Here is a 23,727-nt window from a genome sequence, read left to right on the forward strand (position 1 = left end):
GACAGTATACGTGATACATATTTTTAATTATACTGAAAGAAAGTGTTACCCTTGTCCTTCGCACGTCTTGTCCTAGTCCTGTTTCTTTTGGGCCTTGCACCCGCGGCCCGCGCAGAGACTGATTTACGATTGCAGGCTGAGTTCCAAGCCATCCACGCCGAGGCCCTGTTGCGCACCATGGACCTAGCCTTGCTCGGTGCGGCGGACGTTCTTGGACGCAGCCAAACTCAAAACGAGCTGATTATTCACGAAGCGTTTGGGAATTATGTCAAACGCGCCCCCGGCCTGCGCGCCATTATCGCCACAAATAGCCAAGGCGAATTACAATTCGACAGCTTTAAATTCCCCGCTCAACATCTCGACCTCAGTAACCGAGATTACATTAAAGTCGCGTTGGAGATGAAAAATAGAGAGGCCTATCTCGGCAAACCTTTGATGGGGAAGACATCCGATGTCGCTTTTTTGCCCATGTCCATGCCTATTTTTGACATTTTCAAGCGAGTCATCGGCGTTGTGGCGGGGATCATGACCCCAAACAGGCTGATCCGGCAGAATATTCTATGTAAAGCCTGCTTTGTCAGCATCTACCGCGAAGATGGGGAAAAAATTACCAGCTATCCGTCTTCCCTACAATTTCCGGAGGATATGCTGACCTTGGTCAAAACCAAAAGCCAAAACGGCATTCTGGAACATCAGATGGGAAGCCTAAAGGCGCAATCTTCCTCAGCCCGCATCCAGGATTATAAGCTCTGGGTCGTCTTTACAAAGTTGAAAATTGGATCATAAGGTCGGGGTTAATAAACCACCCATTCCTTATTTGATTTTTGCAGGTCAATCTCATCGATGAGATATTCGACAGCCTGCGCGCGGTCCATCCCGTTAAACTTATCCGCCTTTTTGCCGAGCTTTTCTTCTACAGACATCAACAAGCGAACCGGGTCAACCTCACCGCCGCGAGATGCAATGACGATCATCCGCATCAAACGATCTTGCGATACGTCTGGCACAAAGCTTTGATAGCTCCATGTCCCCATAGCCACCGCAAATGTTGTAAACACAACGGTTGCCAAGGCCGGTAATCCGTACCGTCTTTTTAGCGGAACAGACTTATCCAACTTCGCTAAGGCATCTTGTAGGTCTTCGTCAAACATAATTTGTATGCTCACATTTCAAATAGGCAATATCGGCATATTACAACTAAAAGATATCTTTTTCCAGTAAAATTCGTAAAATTACCTTTAGTTATATAAAACTCCGTTAATAAATCAGAGTTAGAATTACTACTTCAGGATTCTCAGGAGTAGTAAAATGCTTAACATACGTGCATCCCGTCCATCTGACGTTCAATCCATCGCCCTCATTCATGCAGAGTGTTGGAAAGATACGTACTCCTTCATGCCCAAAGAAGTCTTAGACGATCGCAACTACAATTTTAGACTGTCACAATGGCAAAAGTGGTACAACGAAAAACGTTACGAACACAAAGAAGGCCTATTTGTCATGGAACACCAGCGCCGTGTCGTCGGCTTTTGCATGTGCAAACCCAATAACGATGACGCCATCCCCTATGCCCAAGGCGAACTTCACGCTCAATACGTGCTCCCCAAATACCGCGCGCGCGGCACAGGCTATCAGGTGTTACGTGTCCTCACCGGTTATCTGTTGGAAAATAATATGAGCCCCATGTGCTGCTGGGCCTTCCAGAACAACAAGATCTGGCAGTGGTACGAGCGTATGGGCTTTGAAAAAGTCGTCAGCCGTGACCGCATTCTCAACGGAATTGCCGTCCCTGAATATGGCTTTATCCACAATGACCCTAAAGGATTACTATATGGTCTCAGCCAGCATCTAGACGCAGCATAGCAAAGTCGATGATCTGGGCCGTCATCTCTGCCGGCGCCTGCTCTTCTTTCGGCTTGCTATAATTGTCAACCATCCAGTCGAGAACTTCCATGAAAGTATCCGCAAACTGATTGGGATCACGCGCGGCATCCATGCGCTTGCATAAGTAGTAAGCAACGTTCCACGCGACCTTCCGGTTAAGGGCGACGCTGCGCACATCTGCGCCCAATCGCATTTCCCCCACACCCGTGAAAAACCAATTCAGATCATAGCCCCAATCAGAGAGTTTTTTTAACACATCCCCTTTCGGAATTTGATCGCGTTCATAGCCTTGAACCGACCCAATTGACACATCTAATTGGTGTGCAAACTGCTTTTGTGTCAGCTCCAGACTTTTCCGAATTTCGCTGAAACGTTGTGCTATTTTACTCATGTTTAGACCCGCTCTCATGCATCCCTGCATCTCCCTATAAACCTAGAATACCTCCTTCACACAATAAAATCATCTTTTTTCTACATTAAGATCAGCAAACTAATTTTATTTGTCCCCGTATGAGTAATAAAAATGCCTCACGTACTTTTCCATTTACACACCGAAAAAGAGCATAGCTTTACAGCCACACCTCAACTCAGAATTTATGTAATTGATATAAATTGAGTTTCACAGCCCATAGTCATAGTAGTAAAGCGTTATCCTCTTGACATAAATGGTTGGATAGCTGATTTTCTTCTCACAGAGTCGCTTTTTACATCAGTTGGAAGTCAAACTATGAGCAGAAGACCACCGAGAACGAGCCCGGACCCTATTGATAAATATGTTGGGTCGCGCGTTCGAGCCCGCCGTGTAGGTATGCGTATTTCTCAGACCAAACTCGGCGATGCCATCGGTGTCACTTTCCAACAGATTCAAAAATACGAAAATGGCACGAACCGCATAGGCGCGAGTAATCTGTACAAGATTTCCCGCCAGCTTGGTGTTGAAGTGGCCTATTTCTTCCAGGAAATGCCGGAAGACCTCTATGAAGCCTCCAACGCTGATCCTTTCGGCTTGAGCGAATCGGCAGCGGAACCTTTTGACAGTGACCCGCTTTCCTCGCGCGATTCCATCTCTTTAGTCCATGACTTCCACCGCATCCCAGATGAGACCCTGCGTCAGCGTGTCGGTCAATTTATGCGCGCCCTTGCCAACAGCATGACCAACACGCCTCATGACGAGAACGATGCTGCAGATGAGTTTGAGCCAGACGACGACCACACCGATAAAGAGTAATATTAAAATAAATCACTTATTAATTGAATATAGCATTGGGTGAACCGCGCCCCCATGTTATACCTTAATCTGTTACGTATTGCAGTATACAATCATATAGTGCAAATAGGATTGAGGTAAATGGATAAAAACCCTACAGATGCAAACCCTATCGATAAAACGGCAGGGGAACGACTAAAATTAAGACGTACCTTAATGGGGTATAGTCAAAAACAGCTGGGGGAAGCTGTCGGTGTTTCCCGTCTAAAAATCGGGCAGTTTGAAGCGGGGAAGAGGTCCATCCCCGCGAGCCTCCTCTACAAATTTTCCGACCTTCTTAAAGTCGATATTGCCTTCTTCTTCCATGAAGACACAGCATCCACGTGCACACGTACGCGCGACATCCTCAGTCATGAGGCACTAAGCCTGATGCGCGACTATCGTGCCCTTGACAACCCAGAAGTCAGAACCGCCTTTGCCCGCATGATGGAACGTGCCGCCCAGCTCAATAAATCTAACTAAATTGACCTATGTCGTCTCCCCCACCGATTAAACAGGTTATGCTAATGTTCAAGTTATCAGGTGAAGGAGAGACCCTCATGTTTTTGAACCCACGGGACTGGCTGGCAAAACTGTTAAGTGACGGGTATCTACCCTTTTATGTTTTCGGCCTAATTTTTCTGATTCTCTTCATGGTGTTTGGACGCAGCCTCCTCTTTGGTGCCTGACCCATACCACAAAAAAAGAGGGACAGCACATCTGCCATCCCTCTTTTCACAAGAAATCGATCAACGTTTACGGACGTAAAAAGCCGACCACGTCTTTGACTTCGTCCATCACCGGCTGTGCGATGGCATTGGCACGTTCGCCGCCCTCTTTCAGGATGGCGTCCACTTCTGCCGGGTCTGCCATGTAGCGCTGCATTTCTTGAGAAATGGGCGACAGTTTTTCAACAGCCAGATCGGTCAAAGCTTTTTTGAAATCCGCAAAGCTCTGGCCGCCATATTGCTGACAGACATCCGCAAGCGTCACATCACTTAATGCAGCATAGATGTTCATCAGGTTTTTAGCTTCCGCACGGTCTTCAAAACCATCTACAGACTCAGGGATCGGATGCGGGTCAGTTTTGGCCTTACGAACCTTTTTCGCGATTGTATCCGCATCATCCGTCATGGCGATACGGGAGTAATCGGACGGGTCCGACTTAGACATTTTTTTAGTCCCGTCACGCAAAGACATCACCCGTGTTGCCGACCCGAAGATCATCGGTTCCGGCAGGGGGAAGACTTCTTTTTGGAAGTCGTTATTGAATTTTTGCGCAATGTCGCGAGCCAGCTCAAGGTGTTGCTTCTGATCATCGCCAACCGGGACATGGGTTGCTTTGTAGATCAAAATGTCCGCCGCCATCAGGTTCGGATAAACATACAGGCCACACGACGCGTTTTCTTTGTGCTTGCCTGCTTTTTCCTTAAACTGGGTCATGCGGTTCAACCACCCCAAACGTGCCACACAGTTCAACACCCAGCCCAATTCCGCATGGGCGGGAACGTTAGACTGGTTGAACAGAATGTTTTTCTTGGGGTCAACACCAGCTGCCAGCATACCGGCAGCGACTTCACGGGTCGCACGGCGCAATTCTTCGGGGTCTTGCCAGACGGTAATGGCATGCATATCAACCACGCAAAAAATGCTCTCGTAGTCGTCTTGCAATTTTACCCAGTTGCGAATTGCACCGAGGTAGTTGCCTAAAGTCAAATTACCGGATGGCTGTACGCCAGAAAAAATGCGTTCCATTAGATGTCTCGCTATGAAGTTTTAAAGGAAAGGCGCCCTTTCGACGCCTGAAATATACGAGACTTGTTATGCAATGCCATCGGGGCGCGGTCAAGCTTTACTCCGCTGCAGTGCGATAATCTGCCAAGGATACAACCCGCGTTGTTCCCAGAATATCTTCCCTTAAACTATCAGCCCATAATTGAACCACATAACGCACGATTTCCTGACGATCTTCCATATCCTGACTAAAGCGGATCCGCGTCTTTGGCGACTCAAGGCCACGTTTCGACAGAATCTCCACGTCAAAGTCCCCGTTAATCCCCTCAAAGGTCGCTTTAAATTGATCCCCCGTTTTTAAATCCAGCGGCGGGAACAGGGCAAAACCGTTGTTGGAAATATCCAGCAAACGGGAATGATAGGTCCCTTTATCCCCCCGCAAAACGACTTTCACGTCTTCGCCCGCAAGGATGGATTTTTCACCTTCTTCCGCCATGGTGTTTGACGCGGAACGTACCGCCGTATTCAACGACATTTGCAGGCTTTCGACCATGGAGGTTACGCGGCGCGACACGATATCAAGCTGCCCGCTGAGGTCACGGACTTCCTGCATTTCTTGGGAGGCTTCGGTCACTTGCAGGTTCAAGGTCTCCGACACCCGGAAGGAATCTTGGATGTTAGAGGTAATCTGCAAGGTTTCCTGCGTCTGTTCCTGCACACTTTGTGACACATCCAAAGAAATATTGGTCATGTCCGCAATAATCTGGTTGATCTCTTCAATAGATTTAACACATTCACGCGCCACCTGACGCACATCCGCGATCTGGGTCGAAATTTCCGCCGTTGCCTTAGAGGTTTGCGTTGCCAGCATCTTCACTTCATTGGCAACAACCCCAAAACCTTTGCCATAGGCACCTGCGCGTTCGGCTTCGATGGTGGCGTTGAGGGCCAGCATATTGGTCTGCGCCGCGATATCATTGATCATCGCAATAACACTACCGATACTATCGGCCGCCTCGCTCAGACTTTCAACGGACTGGGAAGACTTTTGCGCCTGATCCATCGCGGTATTGGCAATGGTACGTTGGCGTTCCACCTGCGTTGACACCTGATCGATAGAGCCTGCCAGTTTGTTTGCCGCTTCTGCAACTTTTTGTGACAATTCAAGGGAGGATTGTGCCTGTACCGCCACATCATCCGCGCGATTGGCCGCCCCTTGAGACGACGCCGACATGGTGCCAACGGCGTTGCTGAGTTCCTTGGTGTGGTGCACCACTTGTTCCAGAACAACACCGGTTTCCGATTCAATGGTATCTGCCATCGCCATCAAGGAAGCACTGCGTTTTTCTTCTTCGCGCTTTTGGTCTTCCAGTCGTTGCTGGGTCAGACGTTCCACATCCATGGCGTTTTGACGGAAGATCACAACGGCTTGGGCCATGGTACCGACTTCATCTCGGCGATCGCGGTCCACCACTTCGATGTCCGTATCCCCATCGCCAAGGCGTTTCATATCCGTTGTTACCCGATTAAGCGGTCCCAAGATACTGCGCGAGGTCACCGCCCCCAATAAAACAGCGATGACCGCCACCACACCCATCGTGAAAATGTAGCTGGTAATGGTGGATTGGGAGGCTTGCGTCACCGCTTGAGTGGTGTGATTCTGTTCCTGAATAGCGGTTGTGCGAATATCAGAGGCCAGCGCCATTGTTTGTTCAATCGCATCACGAAAGGCATTGAACGATTGGATCAAACCAAGGTTGGAGCCTTGAAACTGCACATAGCCCTGTTTCAACAGATCATTGTCGCGCCCCAAAAACTTAAGCACCTGGCGATCACGTCTCGGCAGTCCTGCCATCCCGTCTTTAGTATGGGCCAAGACGTCATCAACTTCTGCCGTGGCGTTACGTGCCTTTTGCAAGGTTTCTTCAGTCGGTTTGATGGCATAGGTCATGGTTTCCAGCAGAGCCTTGTTGGAGGCCATCAAAATTTGATCTGCCAAACTATAAAGACCTGCATAATCCGGTTTTTCAGACGCAATTTTGATCAGCTTGCCCGACAGTTCAGGCCCCGATAAAACCAGTTTATTGGCCCCCATCAGGATCATGTCAGCGGAGGCACCGATATTTTCAATGCGCAGCAATAAAGACCCCAGCGTGTCTTTATAAACTTTCTCAGACGCAATCACTTCATCAGCTTTTTGCGACAAGCCTTTGACCCTGAGTGTATCCACAAAGGCGGCTTCAATTTCATTGGTGCGAGCTAACTGTTCTTCGACACGGGCACGGTCTTTCTCTTTGGTAGATTGTGCATAGAGAAGGATAGAGTCTGATAACTCTTTCAGGCTCAGGGCATAGTCATTGGCACTGCCCACCAGCGTGATTTTTTCGTTGATGATCTCGGTGGACCCCGCCATCTCATCAAACTGCAAGGTGGCAAAAACACCCAACCCTAACAACGCACAAATTAAAAAACCAAACCCCATGTAAATCCGATGGGAAATTGACAGACGATCGGCAGCCATTCTCTATTCACCTTGATAGTTAAATCTGTCCCTCTTTAAGCGGGGATTAACCATGAGATGGCCTAGGGCAAAATTCTTGTCAATTTAAGATAGACGATGCCATGAGAAGTTCATTTTCTTGTCATAAATAAATAACATTATGATCGGTCATAATGATAAAAATATATAGGCAAATACCGCTAAAAAACCTAGCGTTTGACTAGCCTTTTGACCTCAGACAAACGCGCAGCCCCAGTGATATGTCCACAGACGAAATAGGAAACCAGACCGACAGCGATGAACGCACTCAATGTCAGGATTCTTTCTATCAATGATCCAGCGATATAGTCTGCACTTACCAAGGTCATGCCATAGAGTAATCCGCCCATCACCAGACAACAGAGTAGGATGCGCCAGAAACGGGATTTCAACCGGGCATCAATCTTGAAATACCCGCGTTTTCCCAACACCACGGCCAGCAAGACCGTATTCGTCCACGCCGAAATCACGGTAGCCATGGCCAAGCCCACATGCAGGAACGGTCCCATCAGGATCAGGTTAAAGACAATATTTACGACCATGCAGACCCCGGCAATGATCATAGGTGTCTTGGTGTCCCCACGCGCAAAAAAGCCTGGTGTCAGAGCCTTGTTCAAGACATAGGCCGGTAGACCAAAGGCATAAACAAACAGGGCCGCAGCGGTCGCCTGACTGTCACTGGCGGTAAACTCTTTGCGTTCAAACAGGATACTGACAATCGGGTCCGCAATGACCATATAGGCAACCGCAGCAGGCAGCGTCAGAAACAACGAAAATTCAAGGGCACGGTTAAGGCTGTTCATGGCGCCGTCTTCATCCCCGCTACGCAATTGGCGCGATAACATCGGCAGCAGGGCTGTGCCGACCGCGACACCAACCACCCCCAAGGGCAGCTGGTTAATCCGGTCTGCGTAAAATAGATACGAGATCGACCCCGTCGGCAGCAAGGTGGCAATCATCATATCGACCAGTAAATTCACCTGATAGATCCCCGCCCCCAAGGCACCGGGGATGATGCGTTTGACCATCAGTTTGACATCGGTGTCCCATCGCATAATACGGAGCTTGAGCGTCATATTATGTTTCGCACAATGCCAGAATAACCAGATAAACTGCACGATCCCGGCCCCAAACACCCCCCAGGCCAAAGCATGGCCCGGACTTGGCAGATGCGGTGTCAGCCCCAAGATCGCCCCGATCAAACAGATGTTTAACAACACAGGCGTTGCGGCAGCCGCCGCAAACTTATTCAGCGAGTTCAACACCCCCGCCATGAGGGAGACGAGCGAGATAAACAAAAGATAGGGGAAGGTGATGCGCGTCAGCTCGACCGCCAGATCGAATTTTTCCGGCTCATCCATAAAGCCCGGTGCAAACAATTGCATGGCCCAAGGCATCGCCAGTTCCATCACAATCAACAGACCCAGCAAAATCCAGAAGAGAAACGCAAAGGCTTTTTCTGCAAAGGCTTTGGCGCTTTCGGGTCCATCGCCTTCATATTTTCCGGCAAAAAGCGGGACGAACGCTGCGTTAAAGGCACCTTCAGCAAACAGACGACGAAAAACGTTAGGAAATTTAAAGGCGATGAAAAAGGCATCGGCAACCGGGCCTGCCCCAAGGATGGCCGCGACCAGAATATCACGCGCAAACCCAAGCACACGGCTGAGCATGGTATAACCGCCAACGGTCGCAATAGATCGCAATAACACCATTAAACTTCCCTACGAATAAGCATACAGTGACTCTTTGTAGCTCCTCAGTGGTAAAGAATGTATAAAATATGTTAGCGCCCGTGCGAAAATTCGCTATAACCGCAGCAACCCTGAGATTCTTCATTGAGAGATTAAAAACATGATGAAAGTTGTGCGCGCCAAATTGCATGGCATCCGTGTGACCGGTGCAGATTTGAACTACCACGGGTCCATCACCCTTGATCCTGAACAGTGTGAACTGGCAGGCATCTACCCGATGGAGTTTGTTGATATCTGGAACAAACAAAGCGGTGCCCGCATTTCCACGTATGTGATTTACGGCGAACCGGGTTCCAAATGCTGTATCCTGAACGGCGCTGCCGCCCGTACCTGTCAAAAAGGCGACGAGGTCATCATCTGTTCTGCAGACTACTGCAAGCCGGAAGACCTTTATGATCTGAAGCCAACGATCCTGACATACCTGCCGGATAACGATGTGGATCAGGTCTTGAAGTACGATGTGTTCCGCAGCGAAACGCGCCCGTATGACTTCCGCATTATTGATGCGCAGACAAACGAGATTGAAGATTGTCACACCTACCCGAACGTGGATATCAACAACATCCGCAAAGACCTTAAAAAACGCGGTCTGGGTGACAGCGACATCGAAGCTTTTGTTGAAAAACACCTGATGCGCTAAGCACAAGAAAAAAGGCAGGTACCGATGTTGGACCTGCCTTTTTTCTTAAGTATTTTGCGCGTTTATTGCCGGTATGTTCTGGATACGCAAGCGATGGATGCGCCGGGGGTCAGCTTCCAGAATTTCAAATTCCAGACCGCTTTCATGGGTCACGACTTCGCCCCGAATCGGCACATGTCCGGTCAGGGAAAACACAAGACCACCAAGCGTATCGATATCTTCACGTTCTTCTTCATTTAAAAACGTGCCAATCTGCTTTTCCACATCGTCCAGTTCCCAGCGGGCGTCCGCGTCGATCTTGCCGTCGGTACGCTCCACATGCATATGGCCTTCCGGGCGATCATGTTCGTCTTCAATTTCCCCGACGATTTCTTCCACCAGATCTTCAATGGTCACCAGCCCGTCGGTGCCGCCATATTCGTCCACCATCAAGGCCATATGGACCCGCTTGGTGCGCATTTCCAAAAGCAGTTCCAACACACGCGCGCTGGGGGCGACAAACAGGACTTTGCGACAGATTGTGGCGAGATTGAACGGGGCGCTTTTGGACTGCCATGCGATGATATCTTTAATATGGACCATCCCAATGGGGTCATCCAAATCTTCGCCGTAGACCGGCAGGCGCGAATGTCCTTCCTTGGTCATACGCGCGACCACTTCATCAAGGGAACTATCCACACTGACTGCGCAGATATCGGTCCGTGGGACACACACATCTTCAATAGTGCGTTCACGCAGGCCGAAAATGTTTTTCAGGATTTGCGCTTCTTCAGCTTCCAGCGGTGCGGCCTGTTCTTCACGCTCTTCCAACAGTTCTTCCAGTGTATCGCGTACACTGATCTCCCCGTTGTTTTTTTTGCGAAAGGGGTTAAGCCGTCCTAATAAACCGGCTTCATCTTCTTGAGGTTGCCCCACTTCGATCGGGGGCGGGCTACTGTCACCGTTTTGGTCGTTCATCTATTTTCTGTTTGTTACAAGGAAAAGGGTTATTTAAGACTGTGCCTCAGAACCATAGGGGTTCGCAATGCCTAATTGATCCAAAAGCGCAATTTCTAAGGCTTCCATTTCCTCGGCTTCGTCCTCATCAATATGATCAAAGCCGATGAGATGCAGCACTCCATGCAAAATTAAGTGGCTCAGATGGTCTTCAAAGCTGATGCCTTGTTCTTCTGCTTCGCGCGCAACCACGCCATGGGCCAAGACAATATCGCCCAAATGCAGCGGCCCCGGCTCAAGGGTCAATTCACCCGCCGCCGGGCTTTCAAGGGCAGGAAAAGACAGCACGTTCGTCGGCTTATCTTTCTCGCGATACTCCCGGTTCAACTCCTGAATATGGTCATCATCCGTCAAGACAATGCTCAGCTCGCAGGGGCGGCCTTTTGTGTCGGTCTTGCATTCTTTCAAGGCCAGCATAACGCGATCGCGGATCAAAGATTCGCAATCTCCCCATTGATCACATTCAACGGCAATATCCAGATCACCTAGAATCATACTCTTGGCCTTCTGCGACGCGGTTTCTCGTAAATCTCGACATCATCACGGTTTTCTTCCGCCTTATCATAGGCATCGACGATACGTTTCACCAGACGGTGACGCACCACGTCTTTTTCCGTAAAGCGAATAGCGTCAATCCCTTTTACGCCTTCCAGCGTTTCAAGGGCATCCCGCAAACCGGAACGCACACCATACGGCAAATCCACCTGCGACAGATCACCTGTCACCACCATGTGCGATCCTTCGCCCAGACGGGTCAGAAACATCTTCATCTGCACAGCCGTGGTGTTTTGCGCTTCATCCAAAATCACAAAAGCGTTGGCCAGAGTTCGTCCACGCATAAAGGCCAGCGGCGCGATCTCGATCTCGCCCTTTTCCATGCGTTTTTCCACCTGATCCTGCGGCATCATGTCATAGAGCGCATCGTAGATCGGGCGCAGGTACGGATCGACCTTTTCCTGCATATCACCGGGCAGGAAGCCCAGTTGTTCGCCCGCTTCCACGGCTGGGCGTGACAAGATAATGCGGTCCACACCGCCTGTTGTCAGGGCTTCAACCGCCTTGGCAACCGCCAGATAGGTTTTCCCGGTCCCCGCAGGGCCAACCCCAAAGACCAGCTCATTCTCGTCAATAGAACGCAGATATGTCGCCTGTAGACTGGAACGCGGTGAGATATGTTTTTTGCGGGTTTTAACAACCATTGCCGTATCGGGCAAAGACGCTTTGATCTTGCGATTGGTTTCCTGCACGTGGGGGGCTTGGTCGCCATCAATCGCCATACGGATCGCCGCATCCACTTCTTGTGAGCCAACGATCATGTCTTTTTTCAAACGGGCATACAGACTATCGAGAACCGCTTTAACACGGTTCACATTTTCCGGATCGCCCACAACGATCACCTGATTCCCGCGTTCGTGGATCGTGACATCCAGCATTTGTTCTAGACGGGCGAGATTACGATTATGTTCCCCAAACAGGTCCGGTAAAAGCGCGTTGGCTTCAAAGTCCAACGTCAAATTTATTTCATCGCTCACTTGGCGGCTGTTCCTTTTAACTCTGCACCCAAACTATTCGGGCGTGCACTGACTATTTTAAGATCGCGGATTTGGCCGATTAAATCAACTGGCGCTTCCACATGGACAGGCTGCATGTACGGGCTGCGCCCCACAAGCTGACCGTCTTTGCGGCCCACACGTTCCAGCAAAATCGGGAACTCTTTACCGATACAGTCTTCGTTAAACTTCGTCTGAATATCGACCAACAGCTTTTGCAACACTTGCAAACGCTCGTTCGCCACCGCTTTATCGACCTGCAAATCCATGGTCGCCGCCGGTGTGCCCGGACGGGCGCTGTACACAAACGAGAACGCCTGAATAAAGCCAACCTGACGGATGATATCCAGCGTATCTTCAAAGTCGCGATCATTTTCACCGGGGAAGCCGACAATAAAGTCAGACGACAGTGCCAAATCGGGGCGCGCGGCTTTCAGCTTCGCGATAATTTCCAGATATTCTTCACGGGTGTGATTGCGGTTCATGGCGGCCAACACCCGGTTGGACCCGGCCTGTACCGGCAAATGCAGGTATGGCATCAATTGCGGCACATCTGCGTGCGCAGAAATCAGGTCGTCATCCACTTCTGCCGGATAGGACGTCGTATAACGGATGCGTTCTAGCCCATCGATTTCAGCCAATTCCCGGATTAGGCGGCCCAATGTCCATTCCCCACCGCGCCCATCGTCACCGTGATAGGCATTGACGTTCTGGCCCAACAGCGTGATTTCCAGCGCGCCTTGCTCGACAAGCTGGCGCGCTTCTTTCAAGACATGGGCAACCGGGCGGGAATATTCCGCCCCACGGGTGTAAGGCACCACACAATAGGTGCAAAACTTATCGCAGCCTTCCTGAATGGACAAAAAGGCGGTGTAGCCTTCCGGTTTCACCGGATCGGGCAGGAAGTCAAATTTATCTTCTTCGGGGAAGTCGGTCATCAGGATGCCACGGCCTTTACCATCGCCTGCACGATGGGCCTTCGCCAGCATCTCCGGCAGGTTATGGTAGGACTGCGGGCCAAAAACCATATCGACATAGGGTGCCCGACGCGAGATTTCCTCGCCTTCGGCTTGCGCGACACAGCCTGCAACAGCGATGACCATTTCATTGTCATCGTTGCGTTTCTTTTTAATGTTTTTCAGACGACCCAGCTCGGAATAGACCTTCTCGGATGCTTTTTCCCGAATATGGCACGTATTCAGAATGACCATATTGGCATCTTCTGGCCCGTCGGTGGTTTCAAACCCCAAGGGTTTCAACACGTCTTCCATCCGCGATGAATCGTACACGTTCATCTGACAGCCATAGGTCTTGATAAAAAGCTTTTTGGGCTGAGCCATCGTCATTCACATCTGTTAATCGTTAGAGAAATTCTGAATGGCGATGTAAGCCGAGACGCGCTTAGAGTCAAGTTATTCAGCAAAAACGGCAGTCACCATCTATCTTAAGTGCGCGCCTGTTCTGCCTTCATCCGCCGATCAAACCGAACCAGACGAGGAACAAAGCCCGACTTTAATCTTTATTCAGCGGAACGCCAAACAGTTCCATGCGGTGATCCACCAGCTTGAAGCCCAGCTTCTCCGCAATTTTGCGCTGCAACTCCTCGATTTCCTCATCGTGGAATTCATAGACTTTACCCGTTTGAACATCGATCAGGTGATCGTGGTGGTCTTCTGACGCTTCTTCATAGCGTGCGCGACCATCACCAAAATCCAGACGCTCGACAATACCGGCTTCTTCAAACAGGCGGACGGTTCGATAAACAGTCGCGATTGAGATCTTTGGATCTACTTCGCTTGATCGTTTATAGACCTCTTCAACATCGGGATGGTCTTGTGAATCTGAAAGCACTTTCGCAATGACACGGCGCTGCCCCGTCATTTTCATGCCTTTTTCCATACACATTTGCTCAATACGAGACTCAGCCATAACCCGATTACCTCTACCTGTAAGTCTAATTAAATCATCATTTTAAATGAGAATCTGCCGTCCATCAATAATGCCCAATATTCACTTTCTGTCAATAATTTGAAACCCTATTTCCTACTTTTTAATGCGTCTAAACGGGAAGCCTTGATCGCCAAGGCAAAATAGGTCACCTTTGTCAGATGCATATATTCATATTCCTCAGTGCCTTATTCGCAAGCCTGCCACTTTACGCTGCCGACACACTCCCTGCCGGATCGGTGTTTAAAGATTGTGAGAGCTGCCCCGAAGTTATCGCTCTGCCCCCCGGATCATATGTTCGGGGGGATGCCGATAGCTATAAATACGAGCGCCCCGCCCAAAAGGTGACAATCGATTATCCCTTTGCCCTTGGGAAATATGAAGTCACCTTCGAGGAGTGGGAAGCCTGCGTACAGGATAAAGGCTGCAAAGCCACACCGGATGATCATGGCTGGGGGAAGGGGCGTTATCCCATCATCAATGTCACCTTTCAGGACATTCAGGATTATCTGGACTGGCTTTCTCAAAAAACCGGACAGACCTATCGCCTTCCCAGTGAAACCGAATGGGAATATGCCGCACGCGCAGGCACCACCACCGACTATTGGTGGGGGGATGACGTTGGCGTAAACAACGCTAACTGTCGCAACTGCGGATCAAAATGGTCTGGCATTGGGTCAGCCCCTGTCGGATCATTCAACGCGAACCCATGGGGCTTTCATGACATGAATGGCAACGCGTGGGACTGGGTGGCAGATTGTTGGACACCACATTATGCCCTTGCCCCGACAGACGGGTCGCCGCGACTGGACGGGGACTGCAAGCACCGCGTCACCCGCGGCGGGTCATGGTATTACTTCCCCAAACTGTCGCGTTCGGCCTATCGCTACAAAAACCATGTAGATATCTTTAGCTACAACATTAGCTTCCGCGTGCTTCGCGAACTCAAGCCATAATCCAAAAAAAAGCCCTCGACTTTCATCAAGGGCTTTTTAAGTGGGTTGATTAGCGACCGACGATGGAATCGTGGGCCGCAAGGATGGCCATATTGACCATCTCTGAAACCGTGGTATCACGCGGGACAACCTGAACCGGCTTTTCATGACCCATCAGGATCGGGCCGATCACGCTACCGCCGCCAAGTTTCTGCAACAGTTTAGACGAGATATCCGCCGTATGCAGACCCGGCATCACCAAGACATTTGCCGGCGCAGACAGACGGGTAAACGGATAATCTTTCAACAAAGCCTGATCCAAGGCTGTATTGACCGTCATTTCGCCATCAAATTCAAAGTCGACATTGCGTTCAACCAGAATATCCACCGCCTTGCGCACTTCTTCTGAACGACCACCAAGGCGACCGCTGAAGGAAGAATGGGACAAGAAAGCAACGCGTGGCTCATGACCCATCTTGCGCGCTTTATTCGCTGCCGCAATCGCGATCTCTGCCATCTGTTGTGCATCCGGTGTTTCATGGATACGGGTATCCGCCAAAAAGACCGTGTTATGACCACTGGACACAACAATGGAAACCCCCATCGGGATCTGGTCTTTTGCCGGATCAAGCACACGTGACACATCATCGTAAGACGAATAGAAGCTACGCGTCAGCCCTGTCACCATCCCGTCCGCATCCCCACACGCCACCATGGCGGCGGCAAAGATGTTGCGGTTCTGGTTGACCCAACGGGTGCAATCACGCATCAACGCGCCCTTGCGCTGCAAACGACGATAAAGATATTCCGCATACTCTTTCGTGCGCGGACCGATCAGGGAGTTATTGATCTCCAGACCTTGCGTGTCGCTGAGGCCCAGCTGCTTCATCGTTGCCTGAATTTTCTCTTCCCGACCCACAAGGATCGGTGTGCCGTAGCCCGCGTTCAGGAACGCATAGGCCGCACGGATCGCCTTTTCTTCTTCGCCTTCCGCAAAAACGATGCGGCGCGGGTTACCGCGTACCTTGTCACAGATCACCTGCAGGCTGGACGCTGTCGGGTCCAGTCGGCTTGCCAGTTCCTTGCGGTAATCTTCCATATCAATGATCGGACGACGCGCCACACCGGACGCCATCGCCGCTTCCGCAACCGCTGGCGGGATAGAGAAGATCAAGCGCGGATCAAACGGTGCTGGAATGATATAGTCCGGCCCATAACGCAGACGACGACCGGAATAAGCGGCTGCCACTTCGTCCGGCACATCTTCACGGGCCAGTTCCGCCAACGCGTTCGCACACGCCACTTTCATATCTTCGTTGATGGTGCTGGCACGCACGTCCAGCGCCCCACGGAAGATGTAAGGGAAGCCCAACACATTGTTGATCTGGTTCGGATAATCCGAACGACCCGTTGCCGTAATCGCATCTTTACGCACAGCTTTAACGTCTTCCGGTGTAATTTCCGGATCCGGGTTTGCCATGGCGAAAATAATCGGCTTCGGTGCCATTTTTTCTACCATTTGCTGTGTCACAGCGCCTTTAACAGACAGCCCGAAGAAGGCATCTGCCCCATCCAGCGCTTCTGCCAAGGTGCGCGCATCCGTATCAGACGCATGAGCGGATTTCCACTGGTTCATGCCTTCTTTGCGGCCTTTGTAGATCACGCCTTTAGAATCGCACATGATGACATTGTCATGGGCCACACCCATGGCTTTCACCAGCTCACAGCACGCAATCGCCGCAGCACCCGCGCCATTGACGACCAGCTTCACGTCTTTCAGGTCACGTCCTGTCAGATCACAGGCATTGATCAGACCGGCGGCAGAGATAATCGCCGTGCCGTGCTGGTCATCGTGAAAGACCGGAATATCCATCATTTCGCGCAGGCGCTGTTCAATGGTAAAACATTCCGGTGCCTTGATATCTTCCAGGTTGATCCCGCCAAAGGTTTTCCCTAGGAAGCGCACGCAGTTGATAAATTCGTCTTCATCTTCGGTATCGACTTCCAAATCAATCCCGTCCACGTCGGCAAAGCGTTTAAACAGAACCGCTTTCCCTTCCATAACCGGTTTTGATGCCAGCGCGCCCAAGTTCCCTAGACCGAGGACGGCTGTTCCGTTTGAAATCACCGCGACCATGTTGCCTTTTGCCGTATAGTCATAAGCAAGGTTCGGGTCTTTTGCGATTTGTTCACACGGTGCGGCGACTCCGGGGGAGTACGCCAAAGACAAATCACGCTGAGTCGTCAGCGGTTTTGTCGGATGGATTTCCAGTTTGCCCGGTCGTCCCGAGGCATGCATAAGAAGCGCTTCGCGCTCCGTGACCTTAACTGATTGATCGTCCATAATGTTCGTTCTCTAATTAATTCTGTTACCGCAAAGCCAGATTATTCCGGCATATTTGTATGGTGATGGACGTTGTCCGCCTTCAAGGAAGTCAAGATCTCTGTCGCCTTGGCTTGTTTGTCTTCACTTTCCGCGCGAACCCACAAGATGATGCTACCGGCGTCAACCGCGCGGGCAAAATCTTCTGTATGCGGTGTTGCTGTGACTTCTGCGAGCACTTCTTTTACGGCAGCACCGCCGACTGTTGCTCCCACAACAGCGCCGATCAATTCACCAATTGGTCCACCAGCTAAAAATATAGCCCCGCTTGCGACCATCGGGCCTTCAAAGCGGATCTCCCCAACCAGTGCGGTCATGACATCCTTTAGCGGTTTTGCCGGCTTGCCTGCTGCTTCAATCGACTCATGCGAACTGAGCACACTTAAATCTGTGCGATCAAATCCGGCGTCGAGCAATGCTTTAACACAAGCTTCAAACTCTTCACGTGTTTTCAGGATACCGACGACTTCTTTAAAGGATGTTTTTGAGTTCATTTATTTTAACCAATAGTGTGAATTGTGAACTTATATTGCGCAATATGCACCATTCAGTCCGTGATGGCTACCCCCAAAAGACTCAAAGAACCAACGTTTTTCCATCATCGGTGCCATGCGCTTGTCTCATTGCTACAAATTAGGCGGTAGATATCACCTCTATCCTCATGTTATCACTATCGCACCTCACTCCTTTCAGCAGTAGAAACAGCCTTAATGACCATGCCAGATACAGCCGCACAGCCCCTTCCCACCGAAATCACACAGGAAGAAATCGATCGCCGCATTGCCGAAGGCGCAACGCCGATGATGGCACAATTTATGGCGATCAAGGAACGTCACCCCGGCATGTTGCTGTTCTACCGCATGGGCGATTTCTATGAGCTGTTTTTTGAAGATGCCGTCGCCGCTGCCGAAGCCCTGCAAATCACCCTGACCAAACGCGGTCATCACAATGGCGATGATATCCCCATGTGCGGTGTGCCCGTTAAAGCTTATGAAAGCTATCTGCCCAAACTGGTCGATAAAGGCTACAAGGTCGCGCTGTGTGAACAGATGGAAGACCCGGCAGAAGCTAAAAAACGCGGGTCCAAATCCGTCGTTAAACGGGATGTCGTGCGCCTGTTTACCGCCGGCACCATCACCGAAGATACCTTGCTGGATGCGCGCCAAAACAACTATCTCGCCTGCGTGGCCCAATCACGCAGTGAAATTGGCGTCGCGTGGCTGGATATCTCAACCGGTGCCTTTTATACTCAGGCCTGTCACCCTGCGAGCTTGCCTGCCGTCCTTGCCCGCCTCAATCCCGGTGAGTTGATGTTGAGCGACAAGCTCATACAGGAACCCGCGTTTTTTGAAACCTTCAACGACTTTAAATCCATCCTGACGCCACAGCCCAACAGCCGTTTTGATAGCGCCAATGCCGCTAAACGTCTGGAAGCCCTTTATAGTGTCAAGACACTGGAAGCCTTTGCCAACTTTACCCGCGCCGAGATCATGGCAGCAGGCGCGCTTGTGGATTATGTGGAACTGACCCAAAAAGGCAAACTGCCGCGCTTGGAAATCCCGCGCCAACTGGCCCAAGGCGCCACTATGGAGATCGACGCAGCCACCCGCAAAAACCTTGAACTGACCGTCACCTTAAACGGTCAACGCAGGGGCAGCTTGCTGGAAGTCATCGACCGCACGGTCTCTGGTGCGGGCGCGCGTCTGCTGTCCACATGGCTGTCGTCGCCCTTAACCGATGTGGCGGCAATTAACGAGCGTTTGGACGGGGTGCAATTCTTCTGTGAAAATAGTTTTGCCCGCGCCGATATCCGCAGTGCCTTAAAAGAATGCCCAGATATGGAACGCGCCTTATCGCGCATCACCTTGGGTCGGGGCGGTCCGCGTGATCTCGCCGCCATCCGCGATGGTCTGGCCTCAAGCTTTGAGCTGCGCGAAAAGCTGATATCGCTTACCCCGCCTGCCGTTTTGGAACACTGCGCCCAAGACCTTGGCACCCATGGGGAACTGGTGGACAAACTACGCCGTGCCCTTGGTGGGGAACTGCCCTTGATGGCACGCGATGGGGATTTTATCGCCCACGATTATGCCCCCGAACTGGATGAGCTGCGCACCCTTCGCAGTGAAGGTAAGCGCCTGATCTCCAACCTGCAGGCCAAATATGCCGAGATGGTGGATATCCCCACCCTTAAGGTCAAACACAACAATGTGCTGGGCTATTTTGTCGAAGTCACCGCCAAACAAGCTGAAAAAATGCCGAACGACAGCGACTTTATCCATCGCCAGACCATGAAGAACGTCATCCGCTATTCCACGGTTGAACTGTCGGAACTGGAAGGCAAGATCAGTTCTGCCGCTGATCGCGCCCTGTCCTTGGAACTGCGCCTGTTTGACGAGTTGATCGCGGATGTGGAAGCCAAAGCCAACGAGATTGCGCGCGCCGCAAACGCCCTAGCCCGCCTTGATGTGCTGGCAGCCCTTGGGGAATTGGCGGTGGAGCGCGATTACAACCGCCCGATCCTGTCCGATGGCTATGAATTTGATATCCAGGGCGGGCGTCATCCGGTCGTGGAAGCCGCCCTTGAAAAAGCCAACGAAGCCGCCTTCGTCGCCAACAATTGCGATCTCAGTAATGATCAGCGCCTTTGGCTGATCACCGGTCCCAACATGGCGGGTAAATCCACATTCCTGCGCCAGAATGCCCTGATCGCGATCTTGGCCCAAATGGGTGGGTACGTGCCTGCGGCTGCGGCCCATATCGGCGTGGTGGATCGCCTGTTCTCCCGCGTTGGGGCGGCAGATGATCTGGCGCGTGGTCGATCCACCTTTATGGTGGAGATGGTGGAGGCAGCGGCGATCCTTAATCAATCCAGTGATCGATCCTTGGTTATTTTGGATGAGATCGGGCGCGGAACGGCGACCTTCGATGGGCTATCCATCGCTTGGGCAGTGGTGGAACATCTGCATGAGCTGAATAAATGCCGCGCCTTATTTGCCACCCACTATCACGAACTGACGGCCCTGACCTCCAAGCTCAGCCACTTGTCCTGTCATTCCATGAAAGTGAAGGAATGGAAAGGCGATGTGATCTTCCTGCATGAAGTCGGTGCGGGGACCGCGGATCGGTCCTACGGGATCCATGTGGCCCGATTGGCAGGCCTACCGAAGGCCGTGATCAAACGCGCAGAGCAAGTTCTTGCCACACTGGAAAAAGGCGAACAAAGCAGTGCAGTCACAAAACTGGCAGACGACCTGCCCCTGTTCGCCGCCCTTGCAAGCCAACCCGATGTGGAAGAACCCGCCGGCCCCAGCGCCACAGACTTGGCGTTGGATGAGATCAACCCCGATGACCTCACCCCGCGTGAAGCCTTGGAAGCGCTCTACAAACTCAAAGACCTAAGGCAAGGCTAATTCAATCCCACCCGCAGTACCATATGTAACAGCGGGTAAGGTTTGCCTTGCCCGTCAAGGGGGGAACGTCCCACCACCTCAAAGCCCAGATGTTCATAAAAACCAAGGGCTTGCGGGTTTTGTTCATTCACATCGACCTTTGTTGCGCCTTGCGTCGTTGTCGCCCGCTGAACCAGCAAGCGTCCCACGCCTTGCCCGCGCGCGTCAGGGTCGATAAACAGCATTTCGATATTGCCCCCCTGCACACCGCAAAACCCCACAATTCGCCCCGTTGCGGTTACCGCACTGGTGAGTTCAACCGCATCAAAATAGCTGCCAAGGATCAGCGGGCGCAGTTCTTCGATATCCCTTTCTGACAAAAAGTCATGGGTGGCCCGCACCGACCTTTCCCAAATGTCGATCAGGGTCGGATAATCTGATTTTGTTGCAAGGCGCATATCCATGAAACGTTCATCCCATCCAGCACTTTAAAAACAAAGGGATAATAGAATTTCCCGTCCCTTTCCAGCCATAATTTACACAAGCGCCAGACTCTTATTTCGCAAAAAATGTTTACAAGACGAACAAAATGTTTGAAGACAGTTCCCCACGAGACATAACCACTAAAGCCGAGAGTAAGACGATGACAGCCAAGTTGTACCAGATCACCGGACAGGGCGCCCCGCTTGTAATGCTTCACAGTTCCATGAGTTCTAAAAAACAATGGGCGGGACTTGCAGAACGCGTGTCATCCGACTTTACCTGTATCGCGATTGATTTGATCGGCTATGGCGCGGCCTCACTGCCAACAGATCAAGACGGCTACAGCCTGCAAAGCGAGATCGACCATATTGACCAGATTCTGGCTGACGCTGGCCTCGACACATCAACGCCTGTTCATTTGATCGGACATTCTTTTGGCGGTGCTTGTGCCCTTTATTGGGCGCACCAAAACCCCGCGCGTGTCAAATCGATGCATTTGTTTGAACCCGTGGCTTTTCACCTGCTAGATCATGACAGTGAAGGCTGGCAGGAAATTGCAAATGTGGTAAGCAACCTTGAAAGGTACATGGCCCAAGGGGACGAAACGGCAGCCTGCACCCACTTCATCAATTACTGGTCCGGTGCCGGTGCCTTTGAAAGCTTCCCGCCCCATATCCAACAAGCCATGACCGCACAGGTGCCCAAAGTCATCCTTGATTTTGTCGGTATCCGAAACTGTACCCTCGACCTGTTGGACTACGCCGCTTTTGACTTTCCCATCAGTCTGATCAAGGGCAGCCGCAGCCCCATCGCCTCGCGCTCCGTTGCCAAGGCCCTGCAAACTGCCATAGCGCAAATCGACTTTAGCATCGTTGACTGCGGGCATATGGGACCGATCACCCACAGCCAACAGATCAACGATATCTGGGTAGAAAAGTTACACCAGCAAAAAGGCTAAACAGTCCTTACTTCAACAAGTCGAGCCTGTTTTTTGCCATCCAGTCCTGCATGGCTTGGGCAACAAAGGCATTGCCTGCTTCACGGATATGACCGTCTGCCAACCAATAGACCTCTTGATGTGGGTATTGAGTCTGCTTGGCGAAGACCTCCGACATATCAATGAAATCAATGTCTTTTTCGCGCAAAAAATCTTTCACTTGCGCAAAATAGGCTGTGTTTTGCCATTGATCCATCCGTGGAATCAACACAACAACCAGATTTGACGAGATCTGATCCGTATAAGCCTTAAAGGCTTCCAGCGCGGCCTTATTTTCATCGGCATTCGGGTTGTCTTTATAATAGACCTGATCGCCATCATCCAAAATCGGGGCGCTATAGATGCTAAACTGTGTCTGCGATGGATCGGGAGCTTGCGGCTTATCTTCGGTCAAACGCTTAAAGATATTGTATGTGACCGAATAGCGGCTGCCAAAGCTCACAGGTTTGTAATACAGATAATCCAGCAGTTTTAAGCGATCTTCTTCACTGCCAACCACTTTTTTATAGCGTTCTTTAAACCCTTCCACATCCGATGGTTCGCGCACAAACCTGCCATCATCCTCCCGCTTTAGATTGACCGTATTCACCTGCCAGCCATACGCCACGGTGGAATGGGGATGAGCCAAATCATTCTGAATATCGTTGGGGAAATAACCGATAAATGTCAGGGTCGGATTGATACCAATTTGCCCGGCAAGATCTTGCAATTTATCAAGCTGGTGTTTTTGACCCGTGTGGGTCACCCCGCATTTTAAAACGTCTACATTTGCTTTGCCTTCCAGCAAAGTTGCAAACTTCAAACGATAAGGGGTGTAGCCCCATGTGTGGCTATCCCCCGCCACATAGATATACGGGGCTTTAGGGTTTTGTTCGCGATCAAAGCAGCCCAGCTCATTTGACCAGATGGGATAGGCATGGCCCTGCACCACATGGATTTGCTTGCGCTGTCCGGGCGCAATGTCAAAACCACGTCGCGCATTTTCTTCAAAATAATCGTAGGGATAGCCGCCGCGCCCTTTGATTTTTGTCGCCTTTACACACTCATTGCAACGATAATAGGGCAGGTTTTTGGTCAGGCTGTCGGGTAGATATTTATAGGCCACCACATCAAATGCCACAATAAGCGCGATCACAAGCAACAGATTGATAAAGATAATTTTGAACAGTTTCATCACATGCCCCGATTGAAAGAGAGTGTTGCGTAAATCTAGACAGACCGCCCTTGAATTGCGAGCCTAAATTTCTCGTCAT

The 23,727-nt window shown here is 51.0% G+C and carries 22 protein-coding genes; 8 read left to right on the forward strand and 14 right to left on the reverse strand.

Features of this window, described 5'->3' with window-relative positions; all coding sequences use genetic code 11:
* Nucleotides 1-51 precede the first annotated feature (51 nt).
* The gene (locus Q397_RS0100795; protein WP_028877799.1) at nucleotides 52-786 is read left to right on the forward strand and encodes a PDC sensor domain-containing protein; all 735 of its coding nucleotides are present in this window, start codon (nucleotides 52-54) and stop codon (nucleotides 784-786) included.
* Between the two features lie 8 nt (nucleotides 787-794).
* Here the strand turns inward: Q397_RS0100795 and Q397_RS0100800 are convergent, their stop codons facing one another.
* Nucleotides 795-1,151, reverse strand: coding sequence for a hypothetical protein (locus Q397_RS0100800; RefSeq protein WP_028877800.1), 357 nt, complete (start codon nucleotides 1,149-1,151; stop codon nucleotides 795-797).
* Between the two features lie 157 nt (nucleotides 1,152-1,308).
* Here Q397_RS0100800 and Q397_RS0100805 point away from each other — a divergent pair, with 157 nt between their 5' ends.
* Complete coding sequence (locus tag Q397_RS0100805; protein WP_028877801.1) at nucleotides 1,309-1,863, forward strand: GNAT family N-acetyltransferase; 555 nt, start codon at nucleotides 1,309-1,311, stop codon at nucleotides 1,861-1,863.
* On the opposite strand, the gene Q397_RS0100810 is transcribed toward Q397_RS0100805, so the two are convergent.
* A complete protein-coding gene (locus Q397_RS0100810) occupies nucleotides 1,838-2,275 on the reverse strand; it encodes a helix-turn-helix domain-containing protein (RefSeq protein ID WP_028877802.1) in 438 nt (145 codons plus the stop codon). The two genes, Q397_RS0100805 and Q397_RS0100810, sit on opposite strands and share 26 nt — an antisense overlap.
* 336 nt (nucleotides 2,276-2,611) lie before the next feature.
* Here Q397_RS0100810 and Q397_RS20385 point away from each other — a divergent pair, with 336 nt between their 5' ends.
* Together Q397_RS20385 and Q397_RS23705 are read left to right on the forward strand one after the other, a co-directional pair.
* The gene (locus tag Q397_RS20385; protein WP_084148875.1) at nucleotides 2,612-3,112 is read left to right on the forward strand and encodes a helix-turn-helix domain-containing protein; all 501 of its coding nucleotides are present in this window, start codon (nucleotides 2,612-2,614) and stop codon (nucleotides 3,110-3,112) included.
* Nucleotides 3,113-3,232: 120 nt separating this feature from the next.
* Complete coding sequence (locus tag Q397_RS23705) at nucleotides 3,233-3,613, forward strand: helix-turn-helix domain-containing protein (RefSeq protein ID WP_051609567.1); 381 nt, start codon at nucleotides 3,233-3,235, stop codon at nucleotides 3,611-3,613.
* Between the two features lie 273 nt (nucleotides 3,614-3,886).
* Here the strand turns inward: Q397_RS23705 and trpS are convergent, their stop codons facing one another.
* From trpS to murJ, 3 genes are all read right to left on the reverse strand, one after another.
* Nucleotides 3,887-4,885 carry a tryptophan--tRNA ligase gene (gene trpS / locus Q397_RS0100830; protein WP_028877803.1) on the reverse strand — a complete coding sequence of 333 codons (999 nt, stop codon included), beginning with the start codon at nucleotides 4,883-4,885 and terminating at the stop codon, nucleotides 3,887-3,889.
* 97 nt (nucleotides 4,886-4,982) lie between these two features.
* Complete coding sequence (locus Q397_RS0100835) at nucleotides 4,983-7,385, reverse strand: methyl-accepting chemotaxis protein (protein WP_028877804.1); 2,403 nt, start codon at nucleotides 7,383-7,385, stop codon at nucleotides 4,983-4,985.
* A 188-nt stretch (nucleotides 7,386-7,573) separates the two neighbouring features.
* The gene (gene murJ, locus Q397_RS0100840; protein ID WP_028877805.1) at nucleotides 7,574-9,115 is read right to left on the reverse strand and encodes a murein biosynthesis integral membrane protein MurJ; all 1,542 of its coding nucleotides are present in this window, start codon (nucleotides 9,113-9,115) and stop codon (nucleotides 7,574-7,576) included.
* A 139-nt stretch (nucleotides 9,116-9,254) separates the two neighbouring features.
* On the opposite strand from murJ, the gene Q397_RS0100845 reads away from it, so the two are divergent.
* Complete coding sequence (locus tag Q397_RS0100845) at nucleotides 9,255-9,794, forward strand: aspartate 1-decarboxylase (protein WP_028877806.1); 540 nt, start codon at nucleotides 9,255-9,257, stop codon at nucleotides 9,792-9,794.
* 45 nt (nucleotides 9,795-9,839) lie between these two features.
* Here the strand turns inward: Q397_RS0100845 and Q397_RS0100850 are convergent, their stop codons facing one another.
* The 5 genes from Q397_RS0100850 to Q397_RS0100870 all read right to left on the reverse strand — a co-directional run bounded on the left by Q397_RS0100850 (nucleotide 9,840) and on the right by Q397_RS0100870 (nucleotide 14,269).
* The gene (locus tag Q397_RS0100850) at nucleotides 9,840-10,751 is read right to left on the reverse strand and encodes a hemolysin family protein (RefSeq protein ID WP_038012397.1); all 912 of its coding nucleotides are present in this window, start codon (nucleotides 10,749-10,751) and stop codon (nucleotides 9,840-9,842) included.
* Between the two features lie 33 nt (nucleotides 10,752-10,784).
* A complete protein-coding gene (ybeY, locus tag Q397_RS0100855) occupies nucleotides 10,785-11,285 on the reverse strand; it encodes an rRNA maturation RNase YbeY (protein WP_028877808.1) in 501 nt (166 codons plus the stop codon).
* Nucleotides 11,282-12,322 carry a PhoH family protein gene (locus Q397_RS20395; RefSeq protein WP_051609568.1) on the reverse strand — a complete coding sequence of 347 codons (1,041 nt, stop codon included), beginning with the start codon at nucleotides 12,320-12,322 and terminating at the stop codon, nucleotides 11,282-11,284. Before Q397_RS20395 ends, ybeY begins: the two co-directional genes overlap by 4 nt.
* The gene (gene miaB, locus Q397_RS0100865; RefSeq protein WP_028877809.1) at nucleotides 12,319-13,680 is read right to left on the reverse strand and encodes a tRNA (N6-isopentenyl adenosine(37)-C2)-methylthiotransferase MiaB; all 1,362 of its coding nucleotides are present in this window, start codon (nucleotides 13,678-13,680) and stop codon (nucleotides 12,319-12,321) included. The genes Q397_RS20395 and miaB overlap by 4 nt, the downstream gene beginning before the upstream one ends.
* 172 nt (nucleotides 13,681-13,852) lie before the next feature.
* Entirely contained in the window at nucleotides 13,853-14,269 is a 417-nt protein-coding gene (locus Q397_RS0100870; protein ID WP_028877810.1) for a Fur family transcriptional regulator, read from the reverse strand.
* Nucleotides 14,270-14,448: 179 nt separating this feature from the next.
* Between Q397_RS0100870 and Q397_RS20400 the strand changes: the two genes are divergently transcribed.
* A complete protein-coding gene (locus tag Q397_RS20400; RefSeq protein ID WP_038012399.1) occupies nucleotides 14,449-15,243 on the forward strand; it encodes a formylglycine-generating enzyme family protein in 795 nt (264 codons plus the stop codon).
* A gap of 49 nt (nucleotides 15,244-15,292) precedes the next feature.
* Here the strand turns inward: Q397_RS20400 and Q397_RS0100880 are convergent, their stop codons facing one another.
* Together Q397_RS0100880 and Q397_RS0100885 are read right to left on the reverse strand one after the other, a co-directional pair.
* The gene (locus Q397_RS0100880) at nucleotides 15,293-17,566 is read right to left on the reverse strand and encodes an NADP-dependent malic enzyme (protein ID WP_028877811.1); all 2,274 of its coding nucleotides are present in this window, start codon (nucleotides 17,564-17,566) and stop codon (nucleotides 15,293-15,295) included.
* 41 nt (nucleotides 17,567-17,607) lie between these two features.
* Entirely contained in the window at nucleotides 17,608-18,099 is a 492-nt protein-coding gene (locus tag Q397_RS0100885) for a hypothetical protein (RefSeq protein WP_028877812.1), read from the reverse strand.
* 216 nt (nucleotides 18,100-18,315) lie between these two features.
* Between Q397_RS0100885 and mutS the strand changes: the two genes are divergently transcribed.
* On the forward strand, nucleotides 18,316-21,015 hold the full coding sequence (gene mutS, locus Q397_RS0100890) for a DNA mismatch repair protein MutS (protein WP_420864610.1): 2,700 nt from the start codon (nucleotides 18,316-18,318) through the stop codon (nucleotides 21,013-21,015).
* On the opposite strand, the gene Q397_RS0100895 is transcribed toward mutS, so the two are convergent.
* Nucleotides 21,012-21,458, reverse strand: coding sequence for an acetyltransferase (locus Q397_RS0100895; protein WP_028877814.1), 447 nt, complete (start codon nucleotides 21,456-21,458; stop codon nucleotides 21,012-21,014). The two genes, mutS and Q397_RS0100895, sit on opposite strands and share 4 nt — an antisense overlap.
* Before the next feature lie 179 nt (nucleotides 21,459-21,637).
* Here Q397_RS0100895 and Q397_RS0100900 point away from each other — a divergent pair, with 179 nt between their 5' ends.
* Nucleotides 21,638-22,435 (forward strand): alpha/beta fold hydrolase, encoded by a 798-nt coding sequence (locus tag Q397_RS0100900; protein WP_028877815.1) that lies wholly within the window; start codon nucleotides 21,638-21,640, stop codon nucleotides 22,433-22,435.
* A 7-nt stretch (nucleotides 22,436-22,442) separates the two neighbouring features.
* Here the strand turns inward: Q397_RS0100900 and Q397_RS0100905 are convergent, their stop codons facing one another.
* Complete coding sequence (locus Q397_RS0100905) at nucleotides 22,443-23,648, reverse strand: hypothetical protein (RefSeq protein WP_028877816.1); 1,206 nt, start codon at nucleotides 23,646-23,648, stop codon at nucleotides 22,443-22,445.
* Nucleotides 23,649-23,727: the final 79 nt, after the last annotated feature.

Origin of the sequence: Terasakiella pusilla DSM 6293, assembly GCF_000688235.1 — a bacterium.
Classification (GTDB): Bacteria; Pseudomonadota; Alphaproteobacteria; order Rhodospirillales; family Terasakiellaceae; genus Terasakiella; species Terasakiella pusilla.

Bases quoted from the DNA above. Each gene is read 5' to 3' on its own strand.
- Q397_RS0100800 (WP_028877800.1), bottom strand. From the start codon at position 1,151: ATGTTTGACGAAGACCTACAAGATGCCTTAGCGAAGTTGGATAAGTCT.
- Q397_RS0100805 (WP_028877801.1), top strand. From the start codon at position 1,309: ATGCTTAACATACGTGCATCCCGTCCATCTGACGTTCAATCCATCGCC.
- Q397_RS0100810 (WP_028877802.1), bottom strand. From the start codon at position 2,275: ATGAGTAAAATAGCACAACGTTTCAGCGAAATTCGGAAAAGTCTGGAG.
- Q397_RS20385 (WP_084148875.1), top strand. From the start codon at position 2,612: ATGAGCAGAAGACCACCGAGAACGAGCCCGGACCCTATTGATAAATAT.
- Q397_RS23705 (WP_051609567.1), top strand. From the start codon at position 3,233: ATGGATAAAAACCCTACAGATGCAAACCCTATCGATAAAACGGCAGGG.
- trpS (WP_028877803.1), bottom strand. From the start codon at position 4,885: ATGGAACGCATTTTTTCTGGCGTACAGCCATCCGGTAATTTGACTTTA.
- Q397_RS0100835 (WP_028877804.1), bottom strand. From the start codon at position 7,385: ATGGCTGCCGATCGTCTGTCAATTTCCCATCGGATTTACATGGGGTTT.
- murJ (WP_028877805.1), bottom strand. From the start codon at position 9,115: ATGGTGTTATTGCGATCTATTGCGACCGTTGGCGGTTATACCATGCTC.
- Q397_RS0100845 (WP_028877806.1), top strand. From the start codon at position 9,255: ATGATGAAAGTTGTGCGCGCCAAATTGCATGGCATCCGTGTGACCGGT.
- Q397_RS0100850 (WP_038012397.1), bottom strand. From the start codon at position 10,751: ATGAACGACCAAAACGGTGACAGTAGCCCGCCCCCGATCGAAGTGGGG.
- ybeY (WP_028877808.1), bottom strand. From the start codon at position 11,285: ATGATTCTAGGTGATCTGGATATTGCCGTTGAATGTGATCAATGGGGA.
- miaB (WP_028877809.1), bottom strand. From the start codon at position 13,680: ATGGCTCAGCCCAAAAAGCTTTTTATCAAGACCTATGGCTGTCAGATG.
- Q397_RS0100870 (WP_028877810.1), bottom strand. From the start codon at position 14,269: ATGGCTGAGTCTCGTATTGAGCAAATGTGTATGGAAAAAGGCATGAAA.
- Q397_RS20400 (WP_038012399.1), top strand. From the start codon at position 14,449: ATGCATATATTCATATTCCTCAGTGCCTTATTCGCAAGCCTGCCACTT.
- Q397_RS0100880 (WP_028877811.1), bottom strand. From the start codon at position 17,566: ATGGACGATCAATCAGTTAAGGTCACGGAGCGCGAAGCGCTTCTTATG.
- Q397_RS0100885 (WP_028877812.1), bottom strand. From the start codon at position 18,099: ATGAACTCAAAAACATCCTTTAAAGAAGTCGTCGGTATCCTGAAAACA.
- mutS (WP_420864610.1), top strand. From the start codon at position 18,316: ATGACCATGCCAGATACAGCCGCACAGCCCCTTCCCACCGAAATCACA.
- Q397_RS0100895 (WP_028877814.1), bottom strand. From the start codon at position 21,458: ATGGATATGCGCCTTGCAACAAAATCAGATTATCCGACCCTGATCGAC.
- Q397_RS0100900 (WP_028877815.1), top strand. From the start codon at position 21,638: ATGACAGCCAAGTTGTACCAGATCACCGGACAGGGCGCCCCGCTTGTA.
- Q397_RS0100905 (WP_028877816.1), bottom strand. From the start codon at position 23,648: ATGAAACTGTTCAAAATTATCTTTATCAATCTGTTGCTTGTGATCGCG.